The organism is Piscinibacter defluvii (genome assembly GCF_004011805.1).
GTDB classification, from domain to species: domain Bacteria; phylum Pseudomonadota; class Gammaproteobacteria; order Burkholderiales; family Burkholderiaceae_C; genus Piscinibacter; species Piscinibacter defluvii.
This window is the reverse complement of record NZ_RCHJ01000017.1, coordinates 1-25,993: the sequence shown is the minus strand read 5'-3', so window position 1 is coordinate 25,993 and position 25,993 is coordinate 1. Positions and strand designations below refer to the sequence as shown.

Annotated in this window: 24 protein-coding genes and 1 pseudogene; 12 read left to right on the top strand and 13 right to left on the bottom strand. The window is 69.3% G+C overall.

Features of this window, described 5'->3' with window-relative positions; translation table 11 throughout:
* The first annotated feature begins 554 nt into the window (after positions 1 to 554).
* Both D9C15_RS24680 and D9C15_RS24675 read left to right on the top strand, forming a co-directional pair.
* Positions 555 to 1,712, top strand: coding sequence for a site-specific integrase (locus tag D9C15_RS24680; protein ID WP_164886844.1), 1,158 nt, complete (start codon positions 555 to 557; stop codon positions 1,710 to 1,712).
* Positions 1,713 to 1,719: 7 nt separating this feature from the next.
* Entirely contained in the window at positions 1,720 to 2,487 is a 768-nt protein-coding gene (locus D9C15_RS24675; RefSeq protein ID WP_128001137.1) for a hypothetical protein, read from the top strand.
* 22 nt (positions 2,488 to 2,509) lie between these two features.
* Here D9C15_RS24675 and D9C15_RS24670 read toward each other — a convergent pair whose 3' ends face one another.
* Both D9C15_RS24670 and D9C15_RS24665 read right to left on the bottom strand, forming a co-directional pair.
* Positions 2,510 to 4,549, bottom strand: a complete 2,040-nt coding sequence (locus tag D9C15_RS24670) for a ParB/RepB/Spo0J family partition protein (protein ID WP_128001136.1) — start codon at positions 4,547 to 4,549, stop codon at positions 2,510 to 2,512.
* A gap of 69 nt (positions 4,550 to 4,618) precedes the next feature.
* Positions 4,619 to 5,290 carry a DUF6988 family protein gene (locus tag D9C15_RS24665; RefSeq protein WP_128001135.1) on the bottom strand — a complete coding sequence of 224 codons (672 nt, stop codon included), beginning with the start codon at positions 5,288 to 5,290 and terminating at the stop codon, positions 4,619 to 4,621.
* 377 nt (positions 5,291 to 5,667) lie between these two features.
* Between D9C15_RS24665 and D9C15_RS24660 the strand changes: the two genes are divergently transcribed.
* Entirely contained in the window at positions 5,668 to 10,635 is a 4,968-nt protein-coding gene (locus D9C15_RS24660; protein WP_240668582.1) for a helicase-like domain-containing protein, read from the top strand.
* Positions 10,636 to 10,723: 88 nt separating this feature from the next.
* Here D9C15_RS24660 and merR read toward each other — a convergent pair whose 3' ends face one another.
* The gene (merR, locus tag D9C15_RS24655; protein WP_128001134.1) at positions 10,724 to 11,122 is read right to left on the bottom strand and encodes a mercury resistance transcriptional regulator MerR; all 399 of its coding nucleotides are present in this window, start codon (positions 11,120 to 11,122) and stop codon (positions 10,724 to 10,726) included.
* A gap of 72 nt (positions 11,123 to 11,194) precedes the next feature.
* Here merR and D9C15_RS24650 point away from each other — a divergent pair, with 72 nt between their 5' ends.
* From D9C15_RS24650 to D9C15_RS24635, 4 genes are read left to right on the top strand one after another with little or no spacing between them, the layout of a single operon-like run.
* Positions 11,195 to 11,542, top strand: coding sequence for a mercuric transporter MerT family protein (locus D9C15_RS24650; protein WP_128001133.1), 348 nt, complete (start codon positions 11,195 to 11,197; stop codon positions 11,540 to 11,542).
* A 12-nt stretch (positions 11,543 to 11,554) separates the two neighbouring features.
* A complete protein-coding gene (locus D9C15_RS24645) occupies positions 11,555 to 11,833 on the top strand; it encodes a cation transporter (RefSeq protein ID WP_128001132.1) in 279 nt (92 codons plus the stop codon).
* Positions 11,834 to 11,837: 4 nt separating this feature from the next.
* Positions 11,838 to 12,050, top strand: coding sequence for a GDCCVxC domain-containing (seleno)protein (locus D9C15_RS24640; RefSeq protein ID WP_128001131.1), 213 nt, complete (start codon positions 11,838 to 11,840; stop codon positions 12,048 to 12,050).
* Between the two features lie 33 nt (positions 12,051 to 12,083).
* Positions 12,084 to 12,404 (top strand): YnfA family protein, encoded by a 321-nt coding sequence (locus tag D9C15_RS24635; protein WP_128001130.1) that lies wholly within the window; start codon positions 12,084 to 12,086, stop codon positions 12,402 to 12,404.
* A gap of 7 nt (positions 12,405 to 12,411) precedes the next feature.
* On the opposite strand, the gene D9C15_RS24630 is transcribed toward D9C15_RS24635, so the two are convergent.
* Complete coding sequence (locus D9C15_RS24630) at positions 12,412 to 12,870, bottom strand: MerR family transcriptional regulator (protein ID WP_128001129.1); 459 nt, start codon at positions 12,868 to 12,870, stop codon at positions 12,412 to 12,414.
* Between the two features lie 319 nt (positions 12,871 to 13,189).
* Here D9C15_RS24630 and D9C15_RS24625 point away from each other — a divergent pair, with 319 nt between their 5' ends.
* On the top strand, positions 13,190 to 13,624 hold the full coding sequence (locus D9C15_RS24625; RefSeq protein WP_128001128.1) for a hypothetical protein: 435 nt from the start codon (positions 13,190 to 13,192) through the stop codon (positions 13,622 to 13,624).
* 993 nt (positions 13,625 to 14,617) lie between these two features.
* A complete protein-coding gene (locus tag D9C15_RS24620) occupies positions 14,618 to 15,115 on the top strand; it encodes a hypothetical protein (protein ID WP_128001127.1) in 498 nt (165 codons plus the stop codon).
* A 46-nt stretch (positions 15,116 to 15,161) separates the two neighbouring features.
* On the opposite strand, the gene D9C15_RS24615 is transcribed toward D9C15_RS24620, so the two are convergent.
* A complete protein-coding gene (locus D9C15_RS24615) occupies positions 15,162 to 15,377 on the bottom strand; it encodes a hypothetical protein (RefSeq protein WP_128001126.1) in 216 nt (71 codons plus the stop codon).
* A gap of 445 nt (positions 15,378 to 15,822) precedes the next feature.
* On the opposite strand from D9C15_RS24615, the gene D9C15_RS24610 reads away from it, so the two are divergent.
* From D9C15_RS24610 to D9C15_RS24600, 3 genes are all read left to right on the top strand, one after another.
* A complete protein-coding gene (locus tag D9C15_RS24610) occupies positions 15,823 to 16,422 on the top strand; it encodes a JAB domain-containing protein (RefSeq protein WP_240668581.1) in 600 nt (199 codons plus the stop codon).
* Between the two features lie 264 nt (positions 16,423 to 16,686).
* Positions 16,687 to 16,995: a DUF5983 family protein gene (locus D9C15_RS24605; RefSeq protein ID WP_128001124.1), complete on the top strand. Its 309-nt coding sequence runs from the start codon at positions 16,687 to 16,689 to the stop codon at positions 16,993 to 16,995.
* The gene (locus tag D9C15_RS24600) at positions 16,992 to 17,315 is read left to right on the top strand and encodes a hypothetical protein (protein WP_128001123.1); all 324 of its coding nucleotides are present in this window, start codon (positions 16,992 to 16,994) and stop codon (positions 17,313 to 17,315) included. The genes D9C15_RS24605 and D9C15_RS24600 overlap by 4 nt, the downstream gene beginning before the upstream one ends.
* Positions 17,316 to 17,389: 74 nt before the next feature.
* Here D9C15_RS24600 and D9C15_RS24595 read toward each other — a convergent pair whose 3' ends face one another.
* The 8 genes and pseudogenes from D9C15_RS24595 to D9C15_RS24560 all read right to left on the bottom strand — a co-directional run.
* Entirely contained in the window at positions 17,390 to 18,445 is a 1,056-nt protein-coding gene (locus tag D9C15_RS24595) for a DMT family transporter (RefSeq protein ID WP_128001122.1), read from the bottom strand.
* Entirely contained in the window at positions 18,446 to 18,820 is a 375-nt protein-coding gene (locus tag D9C15_RS24590; protein ID WP_205854893.1) for a hypothetical protein, read from the bottom strand. It lies immediately after the preceding gene.
* 65 nt (positions 18,821 to 18,885) lie between these two features.
* Positions 18,886 to 22,032 (bottom strand): efflux RND transporter permease subunit, encoded by a 3,147-nt coding sequence (locus tag D9C15_RS24585; RefSeq protein WP_128001121.1) that lies wholly within the window; start codon positions 22,030 to 22,032, stop codon positions 18,886 to 18,888.
* A gap of 13 nt (positions 22,033 to 22,045) precedes the next feature.
* Positions 22,046 to 23,218 (bottom strand): efflux RND transporter periplasmic adaptor subunit, encoded by a 1,173-nt coding sequence (locus D9C15_RS24580; protein WP_375138819.1) that lies wholly within the window; start codon positions 23,216 to 23,218, stop codon positions 22,046 to 22,048.
* Positions 23,218 to 23,811: a hypothetical protein gene (locus tag D9C15_RS24575; protein ID WP_164886843.1), complete on the bottom strand. Its 594-nt coding sequence runs from the start codon at positions 23,809 to 23,811 to the stop codon at positions 23,218 to 23,220. Before D9C15_RS24575 ends, D9C15_RS24580 begins: the two co-directional genes overlap by 1 nt.
* A 65-nt stretch (positions 23,812 to 23,876) precedes the next feature.
* Positions 23,877 to 25,154 carry a TolC family protein gene (locus D9C15_RS24570; RefSeq protein WP_128001119.1) on the bottom strand — a complete coding sequence of 426 codons (1,278 nt, stop codon included), beginning with the start codon at positions 25,152 to 25,154 and terminating at the stop codon, positions 23,877 to 23,879.
* A gap of 138 nt (positions 25,155 to 25,292) precedes the next feature.
* A complete protein-coding gene (locus D9C15_RS24565; RefSeq protein ID WP_164886842.1) occupies positions 25,293 to 25,646 on the bottom strand; it encodes a hypothetical protein in 354 nt (117 codons plus the stop codon).
* Positions 25,646 to 25,945, bottom strand: a pseudogene (locus D9C15_RS24560) (DNA repair protein); the annotation flags it as partial. The pseudogene D9C15_RS24560 and the gene D9C15_RS24565, both read right to left, overlap by 1 nt.
* Between the last annotated feature and the right edge of the window lie 48 nt (positions 25,946 to 25,993).

Sequence of the window (25,993 nt, the reverse complement as noted above, 5' to 3'; positions counted from 1 at the left end):
CTCGGTCGCCGAGGGCCAAGAGCCCCGGATCCACGCGGACTCGATCCGCCAAGTTCACCCATCAGCCGCCATGGCCCGCGAGGCCATGGATTGCGGCGTGCCCACAGGCACCCGCCTCCTTTCCTCTGACGTTCCAGCATCACGCGCCGCGGCCGCCTCGAGCGACCGCGACCCACGGCCACCGGCTCGACCGGTACCCGCGGGACCTGCGTGAACGGACCGCCCACCGCGTTGGCTGCGGTGGTGCCTTTCGGTCCGGTTGAAACGTCCGCGTGCGGCCCCTCAATGGGCCGACGTACGGGTGACGCCCGCACACCATGCCGCGCCCGCCCTCGGCTCCTGCCGAGCTGGCGTCGCGGTCCGCCCCGAGCGGACAGCCACGCGTGTACGCACCGTGTGCAAGGCGATCACTTTTACGAAGGCCTGGACGGTGCTGCCGTCCGAACCCTAGGCAACTGCGCGTGGGGACGCGCAACCGACTCGATGCCTCGCCCGGCATCTGTCGGTCTCTCAACGGGCCATCCCTTTCGATTCACCGGCACCCGGAGGTCGCCATGTCCCAAACCGATCCGCTCACCGTCGATCTCGACACCCTGCCGCTGCAGCCGCAGCGGTGCATGCACGTGCTGGCGCTGATCCTGCACCGGCACAACTGGCAGCACGCGGTCAAGGCCAAGAACATCGGCCATCGCACCGCGCAGTCGCGTGGCCGGCTTTGCGTGTGGGTGTTCCGGTTCCTGCACCACAACCCGGTCAAGGCCTTCAAGCTCGACCCGCGCTCGTTCAGCGGTCGCCATGCCGACTTCGTGCTGGCGCACTGGTGCGCCGAAGCGAAGGCCGGCCGCTTGGCGCCGGGCACGATCCCGACCTACTACTCGCATCTGAAGACCTTCACCCGCTGGATCGGCAAGCCCAAGCTGCTCAAGCCCATCCGGGCCTACTTCGACGACCCTGCGCTGTACCGGCGCAGCGGCATCACGACGAACGACAAGTCGTGGCGCGCGCTGGGCATCGAAGTCGCCTCGGTGGTCCGCGATGTCGAGGACTACGACGTGCACGCGGCGGCCAGCCTCTGGCTGATGCTCGCCTTCGGGCTGCGGTTCAAGGAGAGCCTGATGCTGCGTCCGCACGTCGACGTGGCGACCGCGCGGCAGGCCAAGGGCGATTCAGGATCGGATGGGGAGGACGGGAGCGGAGCGGTCCAGTACCTCGACACCCACCGCGGCACGAAAGGCGGGCGGCAGCGCTACGTGCCGATCGACGATGCCTTGTGCCGTCATGCCATCACCTACGCGTGCCACGTCGCCAAAGGCACGCAGGGCAGCGTCGGCGACCCGAACCTGACGCTGGTCCAGGCGCTGCGCCGGTTGCGCTACGTGATGGAGCGGTTCGGCATCACGAAGCGCGATCTGCGCGTGGTTCCGCATGGCCTGCGACACCAGTTCGCCGCCAGCCGCTACACCGAGCTGACCGGCTCGCCGCCCCCGGTGGCCGGCGGCCAGGGCGTCGCGCCGAGCGCCGACAGCGCCGCGAGGCAACACGTGTCCGCCCTGCTTGGCCATGGTCGGCCGCAGATCACAAACGCCTATTTAGGCCAGTCCGCGCATATGCGCAGCAAAGCGCCAGCCGGCTCGCCGCCCGAACTGCCCTCGCCCGCGACCGCCGAATCCGACGCCCCGCCGGTGGCATTCCCCTCCGCTTCCACGCTCTGAGGACACCATGAAGCCCTACAAGCTGCCCTTCAGCCTCCCGCCGGCACTGCCGATGCCGTTCGACGCGGACGCGCCCGTCGCCCCAGATCTGTTCGCCAAGCCCGCGCTGCCCGTCGTGCGATGCGAGCCCTTGGCCCGCGTCTGGTCCAAGGCGCTGCGCGATGGGGTCGCGGCGGCGGTCACGCACGACCATGCCCTGTTCGAGCGGCTCCCTGGCCGTCACGATCCGGAGTCGCTGAACGGCATCTACACCGACTCACCGCTGGTGAGTCCCTGGACGCCCACCAACCTGGCGCACCAGTTGCCGCCGATGGAGCGGGCCGGGATTCGGGCTTTCAGCCCCTCGCTGTGGCTGCTCGAATGGGACATCGGCGGCAGCCTGGTCTGGGAGCTGATCGTGCCAGCCCTGCTCGGCGACGCAGCACGCGCGGCGTTCTGGGCCGGGGCGATGGTCACCGCCTTCGGCCATGTGGAAGAGGATCGCTCAGCCAGCGCCAGGTTCGCCATCTCGGCGATACGCCGGCCGACCGTGGGGCTCGAACTGGACATCCGCCAGACACCGTTCGGCATCTGGTGCCCGTGGCTTCCGCGGGCGACTCCAGCGGCTCGCCACGCCGCCGAGCGATGGATGCTCGATCATCTGCCGGGCCTGCTGCGGCACATGAGCGAAGAGATCGCGCCGTTCGACATCCCTGGCGACCACGACCTGTTCGCCGTGCCACTGATGCTGGAACCCGTCACGGCCCTGCCGCAGCCGGGAGGCGTGCTTCACTAGGGCCCGCCGTCCCGGCCCTCGATCAACGGGCGCCCTCGTCGAGGGTTTGCTCGCCGTGCGGCTCACCCCCGGACGCGGCTTGCATGTCCCCGCCGTCAAGCCGCGCGCGGTCAGTCTCGGACCGTTGCGGCGGCGTCCGCAGGCACTGCGGCAGCCAGCCCGCCGCGGACAGAGCCTGCTCGGCACCCGCCGCGGCGCCATCCTTCTTCAGCCCAGCCAGCGGCGCGGCGGCGTTGGCACCCGCGGCCTCGGTCACCGCGGCGAGCGTCGTCGCCTTCGACACATGGTTGAAGTAGGAGGCGGCGCTGGCCTTCCACCAGCGCCGCATGTCGAGCGCCAGCGCCTCGGCCAGCGCGTCCGTGCTCTGGCGTTCGCGCTCGGCGCCTTCGACCCCGTTGACGCTCGCGGCGACGAGGAAGGTCAGCAGTCCGATCACGGTCTGGCGTTCCTGTGCCAGCAGCCAGGGCAGCAACGCCGCGCCGTCGCCGGGCAGTCGGGCGGTCCACTCGATGCGGGTCTGCTCCATCAGCTTCCAGGCTTCGGCCTCGGCCATGTCCGCAGACTCGCGCCGCAGGCCCTCGTGTGTCTCGCTCGCGCTGACGGTGAGCGCATCGTCGCCGCCGCGGTAGCGGTGGAAGCCGTCCTTGAGCAGCTTCGCGGCCAGATGAGCTGTCAGCGCGGCCAGGGCCACATCGGGCCGCAGCAGCAGTTCGGCCTGGATCGCCGCGACGCGGTGCGCGGTCAGGCTGCGCATCAGCTTCTCGGAGTGCACTGCGCGGGCGCCGCCCTTGGGCAGGCTCACGAGCGCGGTGCCCGTGGTCGGCTCGCCGCTCGTGGCTTGCCGCGCGGCCTGCACGACCGCATCGCGATCCTCTGGCCGGACCAGCCCGCGCTTGACTTCGACCGTTCCCCTCGATCCCACGAACACCACGCAGCCCGCCTGCGCCACCAAATCCGCCGGAAACACCGCCAGTGCTTCGTCCAGGGCATTCAGTTCGGCTTGCAGCCGCTCGTCGTCGGCTTCCAGCGCGGCGTACTCGTTCTCGTCGCCGTCGTCGTCCGAGAGCGCCTCCATGCGCGCGTGCAGCGTCTCCAGCTCGGCTTCGAGCTGCGCATGGCGCGCCGCCTCGTCAGCGTTCGGCGCGCGGCGTGCGCGGCGCACCTCGCCGTGACGCACGTAGTCTTCGTAGACGTACCGGGCACGCACCTCGACCCACTTCCAGCCTTCGGCAGCGACCTCGCGGGCCGGCTGCTGCAGCTTGTCCAGCGCCAGTCGTTCGAGCAGCGCGGCGTCCTGCAGGTAGGCCTTGCCGTCGTCGCTGAACAGGTCGCGTCGCAGCGGGCCGCCCGCGGCCTCGTAGGCGGCCGCCGTCACGAAGATCGCCGCGCCGTCGCGATCCGACTCGACCTCGCCCCGGGTCAACAGCCGGCGCAGTTGATCTGCACTGCGGTTCCATTCGGGCAACTGCTGCCACAGCTGCTCCTGCCGCGCTGGGTCATCGAGCGAGGCCAGCACCATCAGGCAATCCAGCCCGATCCCGCCTTCACGAAACAGCTTGAGCAGCGCGGGCGACACGGCCGCCAGCTTGAGCCGGCGCTTCACGACCTGCGGCGTGACGCCGAAGGCTGCCGCCACGTCCTCGACCGACCGGCCGCCGTCGATGAGTCGGGCGAAGGCCGCGAACTCGTCGGCCGGATTCAAGGCCTCGCGCTCGACGTTCTCGATCAGGCTGGCCATCAACGCCTGCTCGGCCGGCACCACGAGCACCGGCACCGGCTGGTTTTCGGCCCAGCGGCCCTGCTCCACCAGCAGCGCCATCGCGCGCAAGCGCCGCCCGCCGGCGCAGACCTCGTGCACGCCGCGCGCGCCGCGCACGACGATCAGGTTGTGCAGCAGGCCTGCGGCCTCGATGGACGCTGCCAGTTCGGTGAGCAGCAGCGGCGCCGCCAGGTTCTCGGGCCGCGCCTGGTAGGTCGGCGACAGCACGAGCTTGTTGAAGGGGACGAAGCTGCGGGGTGAAGCCGCGATCACGGCTTCCAACTCCTGCTTGGAGAGTTTCATGGGGGCTCCTGAGTGAGGGCGGGCGCGACATCGGCCCGTGGATTCAGGTTCCCATGAGGAATTGCGCCATCAAGTGCCGGGTGGCTGCATGGGCGGCAGACACGCCCGGTGCTTGTGCTGGATCGGGCCGATGCGTCCTGCGAGCGCCGGGTCCTGCAGCGCTACCACCAGCAGGTTGGCCGTCATCAAGGCCATGCCGTTGCCGTTCTGCAGCACACCGACGAGTTGCTGAGGCGTGCCGCCGGCCAGACTCTGCACCACGGGCCGGATGCCGCCGTGCACGTACGAGTTCATCGGCTGCCAAGTCGCTGCCTTGAAGGCGCCGAGCGTCTGCGCGAGGAACGGCGGCGCGGTCTTCGCCAGCGTCTGCAACATCGCGTCGACGTTCGGCCCGAGCACGGGCTCGGCGAGCTGACCCGGGGCCATCGGCGCGGCGAAGCGATCCAGCCACTCGTCGCTGGCGCCGTGATGGAGCCAGATCGCCCCCACGGTCGCCTCGAAGTGCAGGCGTACCAGGGCCAGGGCCGCGGTGTGCATGCCGGAGCGAATCAGCAGGCGCTGCGCCACCCAGAACTCCACCGCGACGTCGCACAACGCGAGGGCCAGCAGCGCTCGCCGCGACGGCGGGCGGCGCGGATGCGCCAGCAGCGGGGCCAGGTCACCCTCGAAGCGCTCGCACTGCTCAAGCATTTCCGCCAAGGCTTCGTCAGCGTCGGCGGGTGGTGGCTGGTCGTCCGGCATGCCTCATTGTCGGGTGCCGGTCGCCACCGCGCGGCCCCTTAGAAATCGGGCCTTGGCAGTGGCAACCGGTTGAGACGCGCTCGTACCCGCAGGCCTTCGCGCACAGTACAAGAGCTACTCGCAGGCGTCAGCCTGCCCAGCCCCGACTTGCGTCGGCGCCGCGGTCGATACCCGCCTTCCAAGCCCCTTCGTGCTCCGCCAGGAGCCCGATGCCTGCGGCACACCGACACCGCATCTGACTGACTGATCGCCGCCTCGCGCGGCGCCAGAGCCACCCACCCATGCGTCCGCGCATCCGGTGGGCCATCCATCCACCCTGACGGGGAGCCATCTCCCCGCTGGGGCAGGTGCCTCTCCGTCGCCCCACGGAGACCCCCATGACTCGCATCCCCGAGCCCTGTTCCTGGCTGCCCGGCTTCGAGCCGGAGCCCGCCGCGGCCTTTGCGCCGCCCATGCCTCCCGTTCCTCCCGATCCGCCGCTCGACGACGAGCCGGGCGACGAGGAACAAGAGCCTCGCCCACCACAGCCGTTGTGGCGGCCGAGCGAGCCGCCGACGCCCAGCGCCGCGCGGTGCCCCTGGCCTCAACTGCCCGCCGGCGGGCTCGACATCCCGCGCGGCGCGGTCGCCAAGTTCGAGGCCAACCTGGCCGCGATCCAGACCCTGCACACGCTCGACGCGTCGGGCACCGAGCCCGACGAAGACCAGCGCGGCGCGCTGCTGCGCTTCACGGGCTGGGGCGGCCTGCCCGCGAGCTTCAACCTCGAGGCGCCGGAACCAGCCTGGGCACGCCGCGCCGCGCAACTGCGCGACGTACTCGAAGCCGACGATCACAGCTCGGCGCTCGCTTCAGTGAACAACAGCCACTACACCCCGGTCGCGGTAATCGCGGCGATGTGGCAGGCGGTTCAGGGCTTTGGCTTCGCCGGAGGCCGCGTACTCGAACCGAGTGCCGGCATCGGCCACTTCCTCGGCGCGATGCCAGTCGCACTGGCCGAGCGCTGCACGGTCACCGCCGTCGAGATCGACCGGCTTTCGGGCCGGATGCTGCGGGCGCTCTACAGCGCCAGCGGCGTGGACGTGGCCATCGGCGCGTTCGAGAAGACGCCGCTGGCCAGTGACTGGTACGACCTGGTGATCGGCAATGTGCCCTTCGGCGCCTACAAGGTGGCCGATTCGAGCAACCGGCCCTACGGCCGCTTCAGCATCCACAACTACTTCCTTGGCCGCGCGCTCGACCTGCTGCGGCCCGGCGGGCTGGCCTGTTTCATCACCAGCAGCCACACGATGGATGCCTGGGACGACACCGTGCGGCGCTACCTCGCGTCGCAGGCGGTGCTGGTAGGCGCGATCCGCCTGCCGCGTGGCGCCTTCGCCGAGATCGCCTCGACCGATGTGCAGGCCGACATCCTGTTCCTGCGCAAGCGGGTGACGGGTGAGGCCGACGAGCAGCCATGGCTGGGCCTGAGCATGGTGCCCGAGTCGCTGCGCGATCCACGCTGCGGCGAACGCTACCTGCAGGTCAACCAGTGGTACGCGGCGCAGCCCGAGTTCTGCATCGGCCGCATTCGCCAGGAAAGCAACGGCCACGAGCCGGTGCCGACCGCGGTGTTCGACGGCGATCTAGCCGACGAACTGCCGCGCCGAATCGATCTGCTGCCGCACGGCGTGTACAGCGCCGTCGCGCTGGAGGCCACGCCGGCCCCGCGACGCGGGACAACCGCGGCAGGCGCAACACGGCCTGGGAGTCACCACCTCCACCACGGCCGCGTGCATCGAGTGGAAGACGGCAAGCTGGTGGACATCCATGAGCGCCTGAACGCCACGCAGCGCGCCCGCACCGCGGGCCTGTGTTCGATCCGCGACCACGCGCGCACCTTGCTCGATCTGCAGTTGGCGGACGCCGATGACATCCGGCAGCGCCACGAGCGCGCCATGCTGAACGGCAGCTACGACCGCTACGTTGCGCGCTTCGGGTGCCTGTCGAACCGGGCCAACGCACTCGCGTTCCGGCGCGACCCCGACTACCCACTGCTGCTGTCGCTGGAGCACTACGACGAGGAGACCGAGACCGCCACCAAGGCGGCACTGTTCAGCCGGCGCACGCTGGCAAGGATCGTCGAGCCCGAAGCCGCGGCCGAGCCCGAGGAGGCGCTCGCCGCCTCAGTGCAGTGGCGCGGCCGGGTCGATCCTGCCTGGATGGGTCAGTTGTTGTCAGCGCCGCCACAAGCGGTGCTCGATGCGCTGGCCGAACGCGGACTGGTGTTTCTGGATCCGGCGGACGGGCTGTGGAAGACCGCCGACGACTACCTGTCCGGCGAAGTCAAGGCCAAGCTCAGGCAGGCACTGGCTGCCGGCCCGGAGGCCGCGCGCAATGTGACCGCACTGGAGCGTGTGCAGCCCGAGGACTTGCCACCGGCAGCCATCGAGCCGCGCCTGGGCGCGGTGTGGATTCCCGCCGGCGACGTGGAGGACTTCCTCCGGCAGGTGCTTGAGCAGAAGGACTGCGAGGTGGGCTACTCGGCGCAGGCCGGAGCCTGGTCGGTGCGCTACCCCGAATGGAGCACGCGCCAGAACGTCAAAGTGACGCAGGAGTTCGGCACCTCGCGGCTGAACGCGATCGAACTGGTGCAATGCGCGCTGAACGTGCAGGTGCCGACGGTGCGCGATCCGGACCCGGAGAGCGACCGCATGATCGTCAACCCCGACGAAACGCTGGCGGCGCGCGAGAAGCTGGCGCTGATCAAGGAGCGCTTCGCGGGCTGGGCCTTCGATGAAGCCGAGCGCCGTGAGCGGCTGTGCCGGACCTACAACGACCTGTTCAACGCCACGCGGCCGCGGCAGTTCGACGGCTCGCATCTGAAGCTGCCGGGGTTCTCGCGCTGCTATGCGCTGCACCCGCACCAGCGGGACGCCGTGTGGCGTGTCGTGCAGTCCGGCAACACCGGGCTGTTCCACGTCGTCGGCGCCGGCAAGACCGCGGTCTGCTCGATCGCCGGCATGGAACTGCGGCGCCTCGGCTTCGCGGCCAAACCCTGCCACGTGGTGCCGAACCACATGCTGGCGCAGTACACGGCGGAGTTCGTCCGGCTCTACCCCAATGCCGCCGTGCTGATGGCGGGCAAGGAAGACCTGGAGGGCGACCGCCGGCGCGAGCTGGTGTCGCGCATCGCCACGGGCGACTGGGACGCGGTGGTCATCACACACTCGAGCTTCGAGCGCATCCGCATGTCACCGGCTTTCACACAAACCTTCATCAAGGAACTCATCATGGAAATCGAAATGGCAGTGCGCGCCGAGCGGCGCAACGACCGGGGCAACCGGATCGTCAAGCAGCTCGAAGCGATGAAGAAGAACTGGACCGTGCGGCTGGAGAAGCTGCTGGCCGACGCGAAGAAGGACGACCTGCTGAGCTGGGAACAACTCGGCATCGACACGCTCTTCGTCGACGAGGCCCACCTGTTCAAGAACCTGTACCGGTTCACGAAGATGACGCGCGTCGCCGGCCTGCCGCTGGCGAACTCGGAGCGGGCCTTCGACCTGTTCCTGAAGACGCGCTACACGATGCGCCTGCACGGCGGTGCGCAGCGCGGGGTGGTGTTCGCCACCGCGACGCCGGTGGCCAACACCATGGCCGAGGTGCACACGATGATGCGCTACCTGCAGCCCAGAAGGCTGGAAGCGCTCGGGTTGCAGCAGTTCGACGCCTGGGCGGCTACCTTCGGCGAAAGCGTCACGGCGCTCGAGATCGCACCCGACGGCAGCGGCTACCGCATGAACACGCGCTTCGCGCGCTTCATCAACGTGCCCGAGCTGATGGCGGTGTTCGGCGAAGTGGCCGACATCCGCACCGCGGAGATGCTGAAGCTGCCGGTGCCGGAATTGCGTGGCGGCAAGCCGCGCATCGTGGCCTGCCCGGCGAGCAGTGCGCTGAAAGCCTACGTGCGCACGCTGGTCGAGCGCGCGGAGGCGATCCGCATGGGGCGTGTCCAGCCTCAGCAGGACAACATGCTCGCGGTGACCACCGATGGCCGCAAGGCCGCGCTGGACTTCCGGCTGGTGGCACCGAGTGCGCGCTTCGACGCGCAGGGGAAGGTGGCGGCCTGCATCCGCGAGGTGCTCGCGGTGCGGCAACGCACCGAGGCCTTTCGCGGCGCGCAGTTGGTGTTCTGCGACTTGTCCTCGCCGAAGGAAGGCAAGGCCTTCAGCGTCTACGACGACCTGAAGCAGCGGCTGATCGATGCCGGTGTGCCGGCAACCGAGATCGCGTTCGTGCACGACGCCGATACCGATGCGCAGAAGGCCGCGCTGTTCAAGGCCGTGCGCGAAGGCCGGGTGCGGGTACTGCTCGGATCGACGGCCAAGATGGGCATCGGCACCAACGTGCAGACCCGGCTGGCGGCCCTGCACCACCTGGACGCGCCCTGGCGGCCGTGCGATGTGGAGCAGCGCGAAGGGCGCATTCTGCGCCAGGGCAACGAGTGCGAGGACGTGGAGATCTTCCGCTACGTCACCGAAGGCAGCTTCGACAGCTACATGTGGCAGGCCTTGGAAACCAAGGCGCGGTTCATCGCGCAGGTGATGAGCGGCGACAAGGGTCTGCGTTCGATCGAGGACGTGGAACTGGCCGCGCTGTCGTACGCTGAAGTGAAGGCGCTCGCCTCGGGCAACCCGCTCGTGATCGAGAAGGCCGGCGTGGACGCGGAAGTGGCCAAGCTGTCGACGCTGTTCTCGGTGTGGCGCAACCAGCGCTATGCCAACGAGAGCGAGGTGGCGCGGTTGCCGATGCTCATCGAGTCGCTGGAGCGCAAGCTGGCGTTGCTGGAACAGGACTGCGAGCGTGCCGAACCGGTGTCGGTCAACGACATGCGCGTCGAGTTGGCCGGCCAGGTGCTGGTCGGCGCTGAGGCTGTCGGCGAAGGCTTGCGGCAGCTGGTGCGTGCGGCAAAGGCCGCCCGAGGCAGTGTCGAGCAGCGCGTCGGCCGGTTCGCCGGCTTCAACCTCGGACTGCGCGCCAGCCGCGACGACGGCATTCCCGGCCTGTACCTCGAAGGTCACTGCCGGTACGACGCCGAGGTGTACCAGACGGCCCAGGGCCTGGCGGCGGCGCTGCTCGCAGCGCTGGCGTCGGTACCCAAGGAGCGCGATGCGGCACGCCAGCAACTGGCGGTGCGCGGCAAGCGCCTGGTCGATTTGCGGATCGAGCTCGAACGCCCGTTCGAGCATGAGGGCCGCCTGGCAGACCTCCTCGCGCGGCAGCGCCGTCTGCAGCGCCAGCTCGACCTCGACCAGGACTCGGCCGGCGCCAGCCGCATGGATGCCGAGGATTCGAAGCTCGCCGCCTGACAGCGGCTTTGGCCCCTCCCCGCTACGGCGGGTGAGGGCCTCTCTTCACATCGGCGTGGCCCTCGCCGAGCGCCGACTGAACGACAGGTCAGTCCGCCGCCAGCGCGTGAATGATGGGGCAGCAGCTTTTGCTGTCGGGCGCATCGCACTGGCGCACCAGCTTGGCGAGCGCCTTGCGCATGGCCTTGAGGTCGGCCAGCTTGCTGTCGATGACTTGCAGCTTGCGGTCCGCCAGCTCTCGCGTCTCGGCGCAGGCCCGCGCCTCTTCGAGTCGCAGCAGGCCCGCAATCTCCTCGAGCGTGAAACCGAGCACCTGCGCGCGCTTGATGAAGCGTACGTGCTTGGTGAGTTCGGCCGGGTAGCGGCGCTGGCCGTTGAGCGGCCTTTCCGGCTCCGCGAGCAAGCCGCGCCGCTGGTAGTAGCGTATCGTCTCCACGTTGACACCAGCCTCGGCGGCCAGCCGCCCGATCGACAGTTCAGACGTCACGTCTCACCCCTTGACTCCGTACCATGGTACGGACTCTAGACTGCGTTTGTCGTCATAGGTTCGGAGGTCGCGGTGGCATCGCTCAACGTCAAGGGTTCGCTCGTTGCGGGCGCGTTGGCGGCCATCGGGGCGTCGATCTGCTGCGTCGGGCCGCTCGTGCTGTTGTTGATGGGCATCGGCGGGGCCTGGGTGGCCAACCTGGCGGCCTTGGAACCCATGCGCCCGTTCTTCATCGGCGCGGCCCTGCTCTTCGTCGCGCTCGCCTTCCGCCGCCTTTACCTCATGCCTCAGGTCTGCGCGCCCGGCGCGCCCTGCGCCGATCCGCGGATCGTCATGCGACAGCGACTGATGTTCTGGATTGTCGTTGTCGCCCTGGCCAGCTTGCTCGCGGTGCCATGGATGGCGCCACTCTTCTACTGACGGAACCCCACGATGCGCAAGATCCTCGCCGCGACCCTCGCTCTCGTCATTCCCGTCGCGGTGCTGGGCGGCGGCGAGCAGACAGCCATCCTCGACGTGCAGAACATGACCTGCAGCGTGTGCCCGATCACGGTCAAGAAGTCGCTGCAGAAGGTACCCGGCGTCACCGATGCCAAGATCGACTTCGAGCGCAAGACCGCGACGGTCCGGTTCGACACCGGCAAGGCCGACGTGGCTGCGCTGGTGAAGGCGACCACCGAAGCCGGCTTTCCGTCGACGCCCCGCAAGTGAACGCATGGACACCATCGTCGTCGAGTCCGCGCTGACTTGCCCGCAATGCGGCTACGTTGCGCACGAGACCATGCCGGTCGACGCCTGCCAGTTCTTCTACCAATGCGTGGCCTGCAAGACGCTGCTGAAGCCACGGCCGGGCGACTGCTGCGTGTTCTGCTCCTACGGCTCGGTGAAGTGTCCTCCGGTCCAGGCAAGCAGGTCGTGCTGCGGTTGAACCGCGGCGGATGCGCCCCGGCAGAATGGGGCGATGAAGACTTTCCTGCTGTTCGTCGTCACGGCCTTGGCCGAGATCGTGGGCTGCTATCTGCCCTACCTGTGGTTGAAGCAGGGTCGCTCGGTCTGGCTATTGGTGCCTGCCGCCTTGAGTCTGGCGCTCTTTGCCTGGCTGCTGACCCTGCATGCCACCGCCGCCGGGCGCGTCTACGCGGCCTACGGTGGCGTCTACGTCGGGGTGGCACTGGCGTGGCTGTGGGCCGTTGACCAGGTGCGTCCGACACCGTGGGACCTGGCAGGCGTCGCGGTGGCGCTTCTCGGCATGGGCATCATCATGTTTCAGCCGGTGCGCTAGCGTCGACTCAGCCGCAGCAGTTCGCTGCAATGTTGGATGGCGCCGAGCCCAGATCTCTGAGGATGCTGCAACGCGCGGCCGGACCGCCGGCGCACATCTCGGAGCAGGACTTCGCGAAGCGCGCCAGGCTGCGCTCCAGCGCGCGCAGTTCGGCGAGTTTGGCCCGCACTGTCTTCAGGTGTGCGTGTGCGATGTCCAGTGTCTCGAAGCAGTCGCGCTGTTCGCTGGCAGCCAGCGACACCAGTTCGCGGACTTGCTCGATCGGAAAGCCGAAGTCCCGGCAATGCCGCACGAAGGTGAGCAAGTCCACGGCGCTCGCGTCGTACACGCGGTGACCACTGTCGCGGCGCCTCGCCGGCGGGATGAGGCCGATCTCCTCGTAGTAGCGGATCGTCGGTACGCTGCAGCCGCTGCGATCGGCCAGCGCACCGATCGTCAGTGCCGCTTCGGTCTGCGGGGTTTTCATGGAAGGCCTCTTGCATCTCAAGTAACTTGAGGTTCTACAGTGAGTGTATCGGGGTGCCACGCCTCGCTACCCATGAGGACACGATGAAGAAAGTCTGGGCCGTATTCGGTGTTGCTGCCGCCTGCGCCGCTTGCTGTGCCATTCCCCTTGCGCTGCCCCTGCTGGCGGGGCTCACTGCTTCCGGGCTTGGCCTGGCCGTACTGGGCTGGCAGGCTGCTGCCGCCGTGCTCATCGCGACAGCGGCACTGGGGATCGCCGTCGTTCTTCACAACCGACGACGAGCCCGTGCCCGCGAGGCCGCGGCGGCATCGGGTGCCGCTTGTGGCTGTCCGCCGTCCTCCTGTGCCGGTGGCGGCGCAAGGGCTTCGTCGTGAACGACCGGCACGCTGATGTCAGCGTGCCGATCGCCTGCACGCTGGAGGCACGGGAGCTGAGGTCCCGCTGCGCCGACATCAGCGCACTGGCCGACCACGCGTTGCTGCACCATGAACAGGACGGCCGCACGCTGCACCTTCGCTATGGCTTCGGTGCCGCGGCGCAGCTCGAGCGGCTCGTGGCGCAGGAACGTCAGTGCTGTGCGTTCCTGCAGATAGACATGCACAGGACGCCCGACGCGGTGCATCTCGACATCACCGCGCCAGCCGAAGCCGGCGAGTTCGCGCCGCTGCTCTACGGGCACTTCGTCGGGCGGGCGGCGCGGCTGGATGGCGCCTGCGGGCCATCCGGCGGTTGCAGCAGCGGGGTCCGCCGATGATGCGCACGCCAGCTCTCTTCGCTCAACGCTGCGCGAATGGCGCGCGCCAAAAGTGGCCGGCCGTGCTGCGTGTCTTCAAGCGACGGCCAGGTCGGCAAACGAACAGGAGTGCTCGGCGGGCTTGACCATCGATTCCGTCGTCGCTGACGAAGTCGACCGACTCCGCCACGTCACAGGACCGACGAAGGCTCACATTTGCGCGTGGCGGTCATCGACGCCCGCACCAGTACCCTTGCTTCGGCAAGGCCTCCGGCCAACACTGGCGGCGCTACCTGTGGGCATCGTGCCTGCAAAGCCTTCACCGGAGCTTCGGCTGCGCTGAAGTCCAGCATCGCTGGCGTCGCGGTCGTTACCCGCCTTCGAGCACCAGGCCCTGCCTGGTCAGGCCGCTCCATGCGGCCCGTCAGCGGCTCCCGCCATCATGCGGGCGCCGGAGTGGATGAAGCCGCCAACGTGCGGGCTTCACAAGCGCCGACACGCGCTGCGCAAGCAGCGTGATGCCCGGCGCCGAGCAAGGCCCCGATCGAAAGACCGTGGGCCTTCCTTTCATGGCGAACCACTTCCCCTTATGGGGCGGTGACCTGCCATCCAGTCGCTTCGACCCACCCGGGCCGATGCATCCCAGACGGGGAACCATGTTCCCCGACGGGAGCGGCGTTCCCCTTCGCTTCACGAAGGAGAACTGCCATGTGTGCAAGTCAAGCAATGAGAGCGCCACGGCCCGTCGGCGTGCTGCTCGGAGGGTCGGGACGCGTTCGCGCGCCGGTCCCGCCGCCACCGCGACTGGCCGCGTTGCTGCGCGCTGCCGCGGTGTGAGAGTGCATTCGTCGGCGAGTCGCCTGGTCTCACGGCCAGACACTCGCCCGACGAGGCCGATAGGTCGCGTTCCGCGTCCCACCGCCAACGATGCCGATTTGTCGGCGATCTTCCAACCAGGGGAGTCCACCGTCTCCCCTCGGGGTGCCGGTGCGCTCGCCGACCAAGGAGTCCCCCATGTTGAACGACAGGCCCTACCCGGCTCCCCGCAAGGCGAAGCGCTCGGCCGTGGAGATCGAAGAAGAGCGCGCCTGGGTCCGCTTCTACCGGCAGGTCGGCCAGGCCGACATCGCCGCCGAGATACTGGCCCAGCTCGATGCCGACGCGCAGGCGCGGCACGACCACCTCGCGCTGTACCTGAGTTGCCGCGAATCGCTGCGCGCGCACAAGGCGCGGACGCAGCGCAACAAGCGTATCGGGCAGTTCGTGCGGCAGGCTGGCCGCGTGCTCGTCGCCGAGCCGCTGCGAGCGCTTCGACTGAAGAGTTCTCGCGCGATCGATCTGTTCGTCGAGTGCCTGCCCGAGATGCGTCGCGAACCCGCCGCGGCAAAGGTACGGGAACTTCGGCGCGACGCCGACGTCGCCCAGGCCCTTGCCGCTTTCGACCCCAAGGCCACGCGGCAGCCTTCGTCGGACACCGCAGCGCCAGCGCCCGTCGCCGCGCGCACGGCCTGACGCCACCCCTCGCCCCGAAGCCTTCGTGCTTCGGGGCCTTCCTTCTTCACGCCGCGACTTCGAGTCGGGCCCGCTCCTGGTCGATCAGCCAGTGCAGGAACTGCGTGTCGCGCGAGCGGCCCCAGTAGTGCGCCTTGCAGCGGGCCACATAGGCGTCGAGGTCCGCCGCCGTGCGGATGTTCACCGGCTCGATGTCGGTGAGCCGGAACAGCCGTTCGGCCTCGGGCCGAGTCAGTCGAATGTGGGTTCCAAGGCGGATCATGGTGGGCGCGCAAACGAGGGGCTCGCCGCCATGCTCGCGCCAAGCCGCGCACACCTGCAAGCGCAAAACACGCTCTCGTTGGACTTTCTTCGCCAGTTCGACGCCAGTCGCGTCCGGCTGCGATTCCAGTCGCAGCCAGATGGCGCCGCGTTGCGGGCACGCGACGCGGCACCGGGCACTGGCGCCACGCAGAACTGTCCCATTCCGCCGGCCCGCTCCGATGGCGCTCGCATCGCCACCCTGTTGGCCGAACCCCGTCGCGACGACACTGACGCGGCATTCGATCGTGAGATCAAGCCCTCCGACAGGAGGTCCTGGCCCTGCCAGGCGTAGCAGTCGTCACCTGCCCCCTTCGGCGCCCTCGCGGCGCCACCCGCTCGGGAACCCGTTCCCGGCTGGGGCGGCGTTCCCGTTCGTCCTTTCGATGAACCCCATGGAGAACGCCATGCAAAACCTTGCTGCCTTGTCGCGCGCCGAACTGATCGGCGCCTTGCTCGCCCCCGTCCTGCCCAAGGACTATCCGCATGCGGATCAGGTGAACGACCTCGAGTCCGCCTACTTCGGTACCGCTGCCGTCGCCACCGAGGCGAGCGACACCTTGCTCGACCACAAGCTCGGCGTCGCACGCGAGTTGCTGATGCGCGACCTGCGTGCGCAGCTGAGCGCCGGCCCGGTGATGAACTCGCCGCAGGCGCTGCGCGACTGGCTGCGCCTGCACTGCGCCGGCCTGCAGCACGAAGTCTTTATCGTGCTGTTTCTCGATGCGCAGAACCGGCTGCTCAGTGCCGTGGAGATGTTCCGCGGCACGCTGACGCAGACCTCGGTCTACCCGCGCGAGATCGTCAAGAGCGCGCTGGAGCGCAACGCCGCTGCGGTGGCGCTGGCACACAACCACCCGAGCGGCTCGGCCGAGCCGAGCCGTGCCGACGAGTTCCTGACGCAGAACCTCAAGTCGGCGCTCGCGCTGGTCGACGTCCGGGTCCTCGACCACTTCGTCGTGGCCGGTGACCAGTGCGCGTCGTTCGCCGAACGCGGACTGATCTGACCCGCGGCAGCCGCCGCCATCGACAACCCCGAGGGGGCGTATCGCCCTCGTGGGCGAGCGCCCCTTCGAGAAGAGAAGGAGCAACACCATGTTCACCGGCACTTCGCCGCAATCACCCACCTGCCCGGTCTGCCCGGGCCGGGGCGTACCGCTCGGTCAACTCGGCCGCCTGCGCTGGTACCGCTGCCGCGATTGCGGCATCGACTTCAACCGGCGCGCGAAAGCGTCGCCGAGACCGTCCCTGCAGGCGGCCGGGAGGGCGTCATGAGCGAGCCTGTCCTGACCCGCCTGCGCGAGCTCACGGAGCCCCTCGTCGCGCTGTCGAACGCGCACCTTTCACCGGCCACGCGCCAGCTTCTGCAGGAGGACCAGTTGTCCGTGAATGCCTATCCGACGCTCACCGGTGGCTTTGTCTATGTCGGCGTGCCCCGCTACGACACGCCGCTCGAGGCCGACCTCGCCCAGCTGTTCGATCTGGCCGAGCGCGCGGGGATCGTCTGGCTCAAATTCGACGTGCACGGCGCCGCGGTCGAAGGCATCGAATGCTTCGAAGAACCAGGTGAAGCATCATGAGCCGGCATCACCTGCACACGGTTCGGGCTGGAAGCCCGTTGCTCGTCGTGATGGGCTACGACCGGCCGCTGAACGAGTTCTTCCTGCAGCTCTGGGAAGATGGCCGCGAAGCCGATGCCGACGCACCCGCCTACAGCAGCCTCGATGAGCCGGCAGCCGACTGGCGCGACATCGCCACGTTGATTCGACGACTGGAGGAATTCGACATCCTGGTGCCACGTTCGATGATCGATGCTGTCGTCGCCGACGGTGTCCATCGCGCCGGCAACCGGATCGCGGAGCACTCACCGGACGGTGGCGCAAAGGAGGTGCCGGTCTGATACCGGCATCGACCGCGCAGGAAGAGAGGCCAGGCCGCGGAGGGCCTGGCTTCCTTTCGTTCAAGACTGCAAGATCAGTGTCGATGGCCGTGGTGGGCATCTGGCACGTGGGCATGTCCGTGTCGTAGTGCTTCATGCCGGTGTCGGTGGCTGTGATCTCCGGTGGAGGCGCGATCGTGGTCGTGCTCGTGATGCCCGTCGTCGTGGCGATGCGCGTGCTCGTGCTCCAGCGGTTCGTGATCATGCTCATGGCCGTGTGACTCCGCCAGGTGCAGCACCACGCCGGCCAGCATCAGCACGCTGCCCAGCGCCATCAGCCCGCTGGCTGACCGATCACCCAGCGCTACCGCGAATGCAGCACCGATGAAGGGCGCGAACGCAAAGACCGACCCCGTGCGCGCCGCGCCGAAGGCCCGTTGCGCAAGCAGGTAGAACCTCAGGCTCAGCCCGTATCCCGAGGCCCCGACGGCGAACAGGGCCAGCGCGGCGCCGGCTGTTGGCAGGGGTTCGCCGAACAAGACCGCCAGGGCAAAGGTGGCCGACGCACCCAGCACGGCCTTGGCCATCACCACCTGCCCCGGATCGCGCTCCGCCAGGGCCCGCGACAGTGTGTTGTCCACGCCCCATGCTGCGGTGGCCAGCAGCACGGCCAGCAGACCCCACAGCTGCGCGCCACCCGTGCGCCCCTGCTCGAGCACCAGCACCATGCCACCGGCCAGCAGCAAAGCCATCGCCGTCCACACCCGGCCGTCCATGGTCTCGCGGTACAGGCGCCAGGCCAACACGGCAGTGAACAAGGCCTCCAGCGTCAGCATCAGCGAGGCGCTGGTGCCGCTGGTGTTCTGGAGCCCCCAGGCCAGCGCAACCGGGCCGATCACGGCACCGAAACCCGCCATCGCCAGCAACCGAGGCAGATCGGCGCGCTGCAATCGCGCCTCGCGGTGGATGCGCTGGCGCGACAGCAAGCCGACGGCGGCCGCCCCCGCATAGAGCAGCGCGGCCGTGCTGAAGGCCCCGAGCCCGGCGCCGAACTGCTGCACCAGCGGCGTGCTGACGCCGAACAGCGCCGCGGCCAGCAGCGCGAGCAGGCCGCCTCGCAGGGCTGGCCGGGTCGGGGCGGACAGAGTCATCTACTTGACGGTGAAGCGAACGGTGATCGCCTTTGCGGCCGGCGTCACGATCGCCGCGACGACCTTGGCTCCCTTGGTCAGCTTAACGCCCTTGGCTTCGAGCTTGTCGCCCGCCACGACCAGTTCGGACTCCGACTTCTCGGCGCCGTTCAGCACGGTGAGCTTGCCCTTTAGCCCCGCAGGCGCCATCGGCTTGCCATGGTCCTCGACATAGATCACGGCGTTGCCGCCATCGGCGACCAGTTCGAACGACAGGTCGCTAGAGGTCGCGACCACACCGCCATGCTTGGCAGGGCCGCCACCGTGGGCAAATGCGGCATTGAAAGACACGGCCGACAGGCCCAGCACGACCGCGGTCAACAGCTTCTTCATCATCTCTTCGATCTCCTGCGAGGGTGCGGCGCTCTGGAACAGGCGGCGCCGCCGGGCCTGATGTCATCTCAATAGGCTTCCTGGGTGCCGGCGGCGCCCTGCGGCGCCTCGGCTTCCGGCTGGGTCAGGCGCTGTGTCGCCTTCTCGCCGAACAGCCAGAACAGCACCGGCGTGAGCAGGGTGTCGAGCAGCGTCGAGCTGACGAGGCCGCCGAAGATCACCACCGCCACCGGATGCAGGATCTCCTTGCCCGGCGCGTCGGCGGCGAGCAGCAGCGGCGTCAGCGCAAAGGCCGCCACCAGCGCCGTCATCAGCACCGGCGTCATCCGCTCCAGCGAGCCGCGCACGATCATGGCCTGGCCGAAGGTTTCGCCTTCGAACTTGCACAAGTTGATGTAGTGGCTGATCTTGAGGATGCCGTTGCGCGTGGCGATGCCGGCCAGTGTGATGAAGCCCACCATCGACGCCACCGACAGGGTCACGCCCGCGATCCACATCGCCACCACCGAGCCGATCAGCGCCAGCGGGATGTTGGCCATGATGATGCCGGCCAGCACCACCGACTGGTAGCGCGAGTACAGCACCAGGAACATCAGCGCCAGCGACACCATCGACAGGCCCGCGATCAACCGCGTGGCCTGCTCCTGGGCCTGGAACTGCCCCTCCAGGCTGACGAAGTTGCCGCTGGGCAGGGGTGTGCCGTCGATGACCCTGCGGATGTCGGCGATCACCCGCCCCATGTCGCCACCATCGGTGTTGGCGTAGACGATGATGCGGCGGCGGCCGTTCTCGCGCCCGATTTGGTTCGGCCCGTCGGTCTCTTCCACGGTCGCGATGGCCGACACCGGGATGCGCCCCGCCGGCGTGTCGATCAGCGTGCGCGCCAGATCCTGCGGCGTGCGCTGGTTATCGGGTAGGCGAAGCACCAGCTCGTAACGGCGCGGGCCATCGACGATCTGCGCGCCATGCGCGCCATCGGTCAGCGCCTGCAGCACGCGGATCGCCTCGCCCGGCGCCAGACCCATCTGCGCGGCCTTGCGGTGGTCCAGCCGCACGCTGATCTGCGGAATCAGCACCTGCTTCTCGACCGTCAGGTCCACCAGCCCCGGCACGGCCGCCAGCTGGCCACGCATCTGCTCGGCCAGGCCGCGCAGCGTGTCGGTGTCGTCGCCGAAGATCTTCACCGCGATCTGCGCACGTACGCCGGAGAGCAGGTGGTCGAGCCGGTGGCTGATGGGCTGGCCGATGGTCGCCTGCGCCGGCAACGACGAGAGCCTCTCGCGGATGTCGGCCATGATGGTCTCGCGGTCACGCTCGCTGCGCTTCAGGTCGACGTCGATCTCGGCCGAGTGCACGCCCTCCGCATGCTCGTCGAGCTCGGCGCGGCCGGTGCGGCGGCCCACCTGAGTGACTTCGGGCACCTCGCGGATCAGCGTCTCGGCGACAGAGCCGACGCGGTTGGCTTCTGCCAGTGAAGTGCCCGGCTGCATCACCAGGCCCAGCACCAGCGAACCCTCGTTGAAGGCCGGCAGGAATGCACGCGGGAACAACGGCACCGTGGCCGCGGCGCCGGCCACCGCCAGCGCGGCGATCGCGATCAGCGCCTTCGCGTGCGGGAACGACCAGGCCAGCAGCTTGCCGTCCTGGCGCTTCAGCCACGCCACCAGCGGGCTGTCGCCGTGGTCGAGCCGCTTCATCTTCGGCAGCAGGTAGTAGCAGAGCGCGGGCGTCACTGTCATCGAGACCAGCATGGACGCGAGGATCGACACGATGTAGGCAATGCCCAGCGGCGAGAACAGCCGCCCTTCGATGCCCGGCAGTGCAAACAGCGGCACGAACACCAGCACGACGATGATCGTCGCGTAGAGGATGCCCGAGCGCACCTCGACACTGGCCCGCTCCACCACGTCGAAAACCGGCAGCGGGTTCGGCGCGCTGCGGTTCTGACGCAGCCGGCGCACGATGTTCTCGACGCCCACCACCGCGTCGTCCACCAGCTCGCCGATGGCGATGGCCAGGCCGCCGAGTGTCATCACGTTGATCGACTGCCCGAGCCACTGGAACACCACCGCGGTGACGGCCAGCGACAGGGGGATCGCGACCAGCGAGATCACCGTCGTGCGCGCCGACAGCAAGAAGGCGAACAGCACGATGGCGACCATGGTGGCGCCGTCGCGCAGCGCTTCGGTCACGTTGCCGATCGAGGCCTTGATGAAGTCGGCCTGGCGGAACAGCACGCGCGGCGCGGCAAGCCCCGGCGGCAGGCCCTGCTTCAGTTCGGAGAGCGCCGCCTCGATTTGCGCGGAGAGCTTCACCGTGTCGGCATCGGGCTGCTTCTGCACGCTGACCACCACCGCCGGTAGACCGTTGTAGCCGGCGTCGCCGCGCTTCAGGCCGGCCGCGAACGAGACCGTCGCCACCTGCTCGAGCAGGATGGCACGGCCCTCCTTCCAGGCCACGGCGATGCCCGCCAGGTCCTCGGCCCGGTTGCTGCGGCCCAGGTGGCGGATCAGGTACTCGCGGCTGTTCAGGTCGATGAAGCCGCCGCCGGCGTTGCCGGCGTAGCCCTTCAAGGCCTGCTCGACCTGGGACAGCGAGACGCCGAACTGCGCCATGCGCGCGGTATCGGGTGCCACGCGCAAGGTGCGCACCTCGCCGCCGATGGGAATGACCTGCGACACGCCGGGGATCGACAGCAGGCGTGGGCGCAGCACGAAGTCGGCGTACTCGCGGGCCCGCATCGGTGTGGCCACCGGCGACTTGCCGTCGCCCGGCACCAGCGGCAAGGCCACCAGCATCACCTCGCCCATGATCGACGACACCGGACCCATCACCGGCGTGATGTCGCCGGGCATCTGCTCGCGCACCAGCGCCAGCCGCTCGGCTACCAACTGGCGGTTTCGGTAGATGTCGGTGCCCCAGTCGAACTCGGCATAGACCAGCGACAGGCCCACCCCTGAGGTCGAGCGCACGCGGGTCACGCCCGGCATGCCGTTCAGCGCGGTCTCGAGCGGAAAGGTGACGAGCTGCTCGACCTCTTCCGGCGCCATGCCGCCCGCCTCGGTGAGCACGGTGATCAGCGGCTTGTTGAGGTCGGGGAAGACATCGACCGGCGTGCGCCAGGCCGTCATCGCGCCGTAGACCATCAACAGCGCCGCCACCGCCAGCACGAACAGGCGGTTGTGCAGGCTGTAGCGAACGATCCAGTTGAACATGATCGTTCCTCGCTCAGCGGATCTGCGCGATCAGCGGCGCGCCCTGGACCACGACGCGGTTGTCCGCGCTCAGCCCTTGGGTCACCACGACCGTGCTCGCGTCCAGCGGCCGGTACTGCACCGGCTGCGGGATGAAGCGCTCGGCGCCCGACTTGATCCAGACGATGGGTTCGTTGGACGGGTTGCGCACCACGGCCTGGGCCGGCAGCACCACGCCCTTGATGCGCTCCTTCGACTGCGCCACGACGGTGACCGGCTGGCCGATCGCCAAAGGCAGGGACTCGCGCTGAGCTGCGCCCGGCTTTGCCGGCGTCACCGCGAAAGTCAGCGGCAGCACGCCGTCGCGCAGCGAGCGCGATACCCCGAGCAGGCGCAGCGTCACCTCGGGCACACCCTGCAGCGATGCACCGGCGACACGCGCAGCCACCGCCGCATCGGCAGTGGTGGCCTCCACCAGCATGCGCGCCGGGTCCACCACCTCGAACAGCACGTCGCGCGGCTCGACGACCTGGCCGACAACGAGATCCGCGCGGGCGATGACGCCGCTGACCGGCGCTGTCAGTGTTTCGCGCGCCACCAGGCTGCCGCCGATGCTGCGCTCGCGCTCGGCCAGGCTCGTCGCTTCGCTGCGCGCGGCCTCGATCTCCTTGCGCGGCACCGTGCCCTCCAGGCCTTCGAGGCGCTGCACGCGCTGCTCGGCCAGTTGCCGCTGCGCACGCAGTTCGGCCAGCTGGGCCTGCTGCGTGCCGAGGGCATAGGGCTCGGCATGGTGGCGGACGTAGGCCAGCACCTCGCCGCGCCTGACGGACCGGCCGGCGACCGGCAACCCTTTGGGCCCGGGCTCGATGCGCCCGCCGTGCACCGCCTGCACGCGGCCGCTGGCGTTCGGGTCCATGATCACCCGACCCGGCATCTCGACCGTGGCGGCGGCGTCGGACTCGGGTGCCAGCACCGTGCGGATGGCCATGCGCCGCTGCGCGAGCTTGGGCACGTTGACGCTGCCGTCGGGCAGCCGCTCCAGACCGGAAGCGTTGACCGCGGCGCCGGGTGCGTCGAGGTGCTCGCCGTTCGGGCCGTGCGCGCCCGGGGCTGCATACGCCAGAGACACCAGAAGCATCCGGGCGACGAGCGCCGCGAGAACCAGCAGGCCAAGGCCGCCGCCGAACCACCAGGACTTGTGCTTCATCACAGGCCCCCCTGCTGCTTGCCGGCATCGCGGCGGCGTCGGCGCCACCAGGCGATGCCACCGATCAGAGCCAGGGCTGCGGCACCGGCGCCGATCCATGCAGCGCGTTCCCGCTCATGGCTGTGTCCGTGGGCATCGTTGCCTGGGGCGTGTCCGTGATCGCTCGTCGCAACGACGGCCGCAGCGCGACCGCCGGTGTTCACCAGCGTGCCATCGAGCAAGTCGCTGTCCTTGCCTGCCACCAGCGTGAACACGAGGCCGTGCTCGCCGGCAGCGCCCAATGCCTTGAGCATGGCCGCATCGGTGACGACATAGTCGCCTTGCTCGGCGCGGAACACGCCCGCGGCCTTCAGCGATCCGCTCTCGACTTCGAGCTTTGCACCCAGCACGGGCTCGTTGGTTTCGTAGCGGTCGATCACGATGACCAACTCGCCGGCACGCATTTCGGCGACCAGCTCGAAGGCTTCGGACTTGGCTTCGATGCGCGGCAGGGCCGAGGCGGCCCGCATCGTCGTCGGGCTGTCCAGATGCTCGCCATTGGGGCCGTGGGCACCCGGCGCGGCGATGACGAACGCGCTTGTCGTCAGCAGCATGGCGCAGAGGGCCCTGGGTGCCCTGGGCAGTGGGTGCCGCGAGGCAATGCGATCGGGGAAAGATCTCATGGAAGGAGTCCGAGGGTTTGTTGGAGTCGGGCGCGGGCCAGGCCCAGCACGGCGGTCTGGCGTGCCACGGCGCTGTCGGCGTGCGCCGCGGCGGCCAGCGCCCGCAGCAGGTCGGGCAACGGGGTCTCGCCGGCACGGAAGGACTTGTCGATCAGGCTGGCGCGCTCGCGCAGAAGGCCTGCGCGCGCGGTCTCGGCATCGAGTTGGGTTTCGGCCGAGCGCTGCGCAACGCTGGCGGCGGCGATGTCGCTGTCGATGCGCTCACGCAGGCGTTGCTCGTGGGTTTCTGCGACGCCCAGTTCCGCGAGCGCAGCCGCTTCCAGCGGCCGATTGCGGTCGTCGGTGCCGAAGGGCAGGCGCAGGCCGACGACCAGGCTGCCTTGCGAGCCCTCGGCCCGGCCGGGGACGTCCTGCCGCACTCCCACGCTCAGCTCGGGCGCATCGCGCCGTGAGTGGCGCATCAGTTCCACCCGCTTGCGCGCCAGTTCACGGGCCTGGCCTGCCAGTTGAAGCTCCGGATGCGGCGACGTGCCTACCGGCGCTGCATCGGCCGGCGTCGCAGCCGACAGGTCCGGCCCGGCGGTCAGCCCGGTGAGCAAGGTCCAGCGGGCGCGCGCCGCCTGCAGGCGCTGGCGCGCCTCGGACTGCAGCGCGGACGCCGACCACTGCTCGGCCTGGGCCGCCAGGGCGTCCGCACGCGCCAGATCGCCGGCGCGCACGCGACGCTCGACATCGTCGGCCAGTTGCTTCAGCGCCTGAGCCTGGGTGTCGGCTTGAGTGAGCTCGGACTGCGAGGCCGTCAGTTGCCATGCGGCTTCACGCACTTCGCCGGCCAAGCGCAGGCGCGCCGCCTGTTCCGCGGCGAGTGCCTGAGCCACCGCGGCCTCGACCGTACCCGAGCGGGCGGCCCGCTGGCCGGGCAGCCACAGCGGAACGGCGACCCCGATCTCGGTCTCGCGCTTGCCGGCGTTGCTTTGCAGGCGGTCGTCGCGGTGGCTCAGTGCCAGCGACGGTGGCGCAGCCCAGAAGCTGCCCGCGGAGGCACGATCGGCCTCGGCGCGGCGGCGCTGGCCATCACTCTCGCGCGCCGCGACGGCGCGCTGCCAGGCGGCGTCCAGGGCCGTGCGAAGGCTGACGGTGCCGGCCGCCGGGCCGGATGCGGAGGGGAGCGCCGCGCTCGGGCCCCGTGGGATTTCGGCAGGCTGGGCCCGGACGAGCCCGCCGGCCAGGCTGCCCGCGATGACGCAGGCAGACAGCCAGAAAGAAGACTTCACGATGATCCTGACGATTCAACGGCCTGGACCGGCGGTGAGCGCGTTCGGTGCGCGCCAGGGGCGGCCGAGAACGTGCGCGGAGTGCCGGTTCAGCGGAAGGCCGGGCGCCCATGAGCGGACGCCCGCCGCGAAGGCGGGTCAGGAGCGGGACCGAGGTGGCCTGAGCAGGCCGTCGAGCGTGGGGTCGGGCACGAGTCTGTCGTGCAGGCCGCCAGGCGCGGCCGACCCCGGGGGTGGGAAGGCGTGTGAGGCCGGGACCATCAGCGCAGCCGCCGCACTCACGTGATCGCTGAGCACGTGCTGCGCCGATTCCTTCGACTCGTCCAGGTGGTACGAACCATCCTCGTGGTGGTGATGGCCTTCCTCCTGCCAGTGCAGCGCGGCGTGCCCCAGGTCGGCCAGAGCATTTACCGTCGAGCCGGCGCGGGCGAGCGCCACCGATTGCCAGAGCATGGCAAACAGCATCACGAAGAGGACGGTGGATCGGCGCATCAACCGGTGAGTGTATCGAAGCAAGCGACACCCAGCCGTTGCGCTGGGGCATTGACGGACATGGCGTCCAGATCGATGACCGCATCCGCCATGGCCGTCAGCTCGGGGGTCTGCGAGACGAAGAACTCGCGTTCGTATCCACCGAGCTTCAGAACCTCGCGCTTCATCGCCATGAACATGCGCTTGCGGTCGGCATCCAGTGCGCCATCGGCCTCGTCGCAGAAAAGGGTCATGCAGCGCCGGCCGGACTGCTGCGCGAGGTACAGCGCCACCGCGCGTGTCAGGCATTCGTTGATCCACTATGCCGAGAACCTGGACATGCCGAGTTCGCAGTCTGGCCAGCGTGC

Coding starts and splice junctions, on each gene's coding strand:
- D9C15_RS24675 (WP_128001137.1), top strand. CDS start 1,720: ATGAAGCCCTACAAGCTGCCCTTCAGCCTCCCGCCGGCACTGCCGATG.
- D9C15_RS24665 (WP_128001135.1), bottom strand. CDS start 5,290: ATGCCGGACGACCAGCCACCACCCGCCGACGCTGACGAAGCCTTGGCG.
- D9C15_RS24585 (WP_128001121.1), bottom strand. CDS start 22,032: ATGTTCAACTGGATCGTTCGCTACAGCCTGCACAACCGCCTGTTCGTG.
- D9C15_RS24575 (WP_164886843.1), bottom strand. CDS start 23,811: ATGCTGCTGACGACAAGCGCGTTCGTCATCGCCGCGCCGGGTGCCCAC.
- D9C15_RS24635 (WP_128001130.1), top strand. CDS start 12,084: ATGAAGACTTTCCTGCTGTTCGTCGTCACGGCCTTGGCCGAGATCGTG.
- D9C15_RS24580 (WP_375138819.1), bottom strand. CDS start 23,218: ATGAAGCACAAGTCCTGGTGGTTCGGCGGCGGCCTTGGCCTGCTGGTT.
- D9C15_RS24660 (WP_240668582.1), top strand. CDS start 5,668: ATGACTCGCATCCCCGAGCCCTGTTCCTGGCTGCCCGGCTTCGAGCCG.
- D9C15_RS24645 (WP_128001132.1), top strand. CDS start 11,555: ATGCGCAAGATCCTCGCCGCGACCCTCGCTCTCGTCATTCCCGTCGCG.
- D9C15_RS24615 (WP_128001126.1), bottom strand. CDS start 15,377: ATGATCCGCCTTGGAACCCACATTCGACTGACTCGGCCCGAGGCCGAA.
- D9C15_RS24595 (WP_128001122.1), bottom strand. CDS start 18,445: ATGACTCTGTCCGCCCCGACCCGGCCAGCCCTGCGAGGCGGCCTGCTC.
- D9C15_RS24605 (WP_128001124.1), top strand. CDS start 16,687: ATGAGCGAGCCTGTCCTGACCCGCCTGCGCGAGCTCACGGAGCCCCTC.
- D9C15_RS24620 (WP_128001127.1), top strand. CDS start 14,618: ATGTTGAACGACAGGCCCTACCCGGCTCCCCGCAAGGCGAAGCGCTCG.
- D9C15_RS24680 (WP_164886844.1), top strand. CDS start 555: ATGTCCCAAACCGATCCGCTCACCGTCGATCTCGACACCCTGCCGCTG.
- D9C15_RS24610 (WP_240668581.1), top strand. CDS start 15,823: ATGCAAAACCTTGCTGCCTTGTCGCGCGCCGAACTGATCGGCGCCTTG.
- D9C15_RS24600 (WP_128001123.1), top strand. CDS start 16,992: ATGAGCCGGCATCACCTGCACACGGTTCGGGCTGGAAGCCCGTTGCTC.
- D9C15_RS24670 (WP_128001136.1), bottom strand. CDS start 4,549: ATGAAACTCTCCAAGCAGGAGTTGGAAGCCGTGATCGCGGCTTCACCC.
- D9C15_RS24630 (WP_128001129.1), bottom strand. CDS start 12,870: ATGAAAACCCCGCAGACCGAAGCGGCACTGACGATCGGTGCGCTGGCC.
- D9C15_RS24565 (WP_164886842.1), bottom strand. CDS start 25,646: ATGCGCCGATCCACCGTCCTCTTCGTGATGCTGTTTGCCATGCTCTGG.
- D9C15_RS24590 (WP_205854893.1), bottom strand. CDS start 18,820: ATGATGAAGAAGCTGTTGACCGCGGTCGTGCTGGGCCTGTCGGCCGTG.
- D9C15_RS24640 (WP_128001131.1), top strand. CDS start 11,838: ATGGACACCATCGTCGTCGAGTCCGCGCTGACTTGCCCGCAATGCGGC.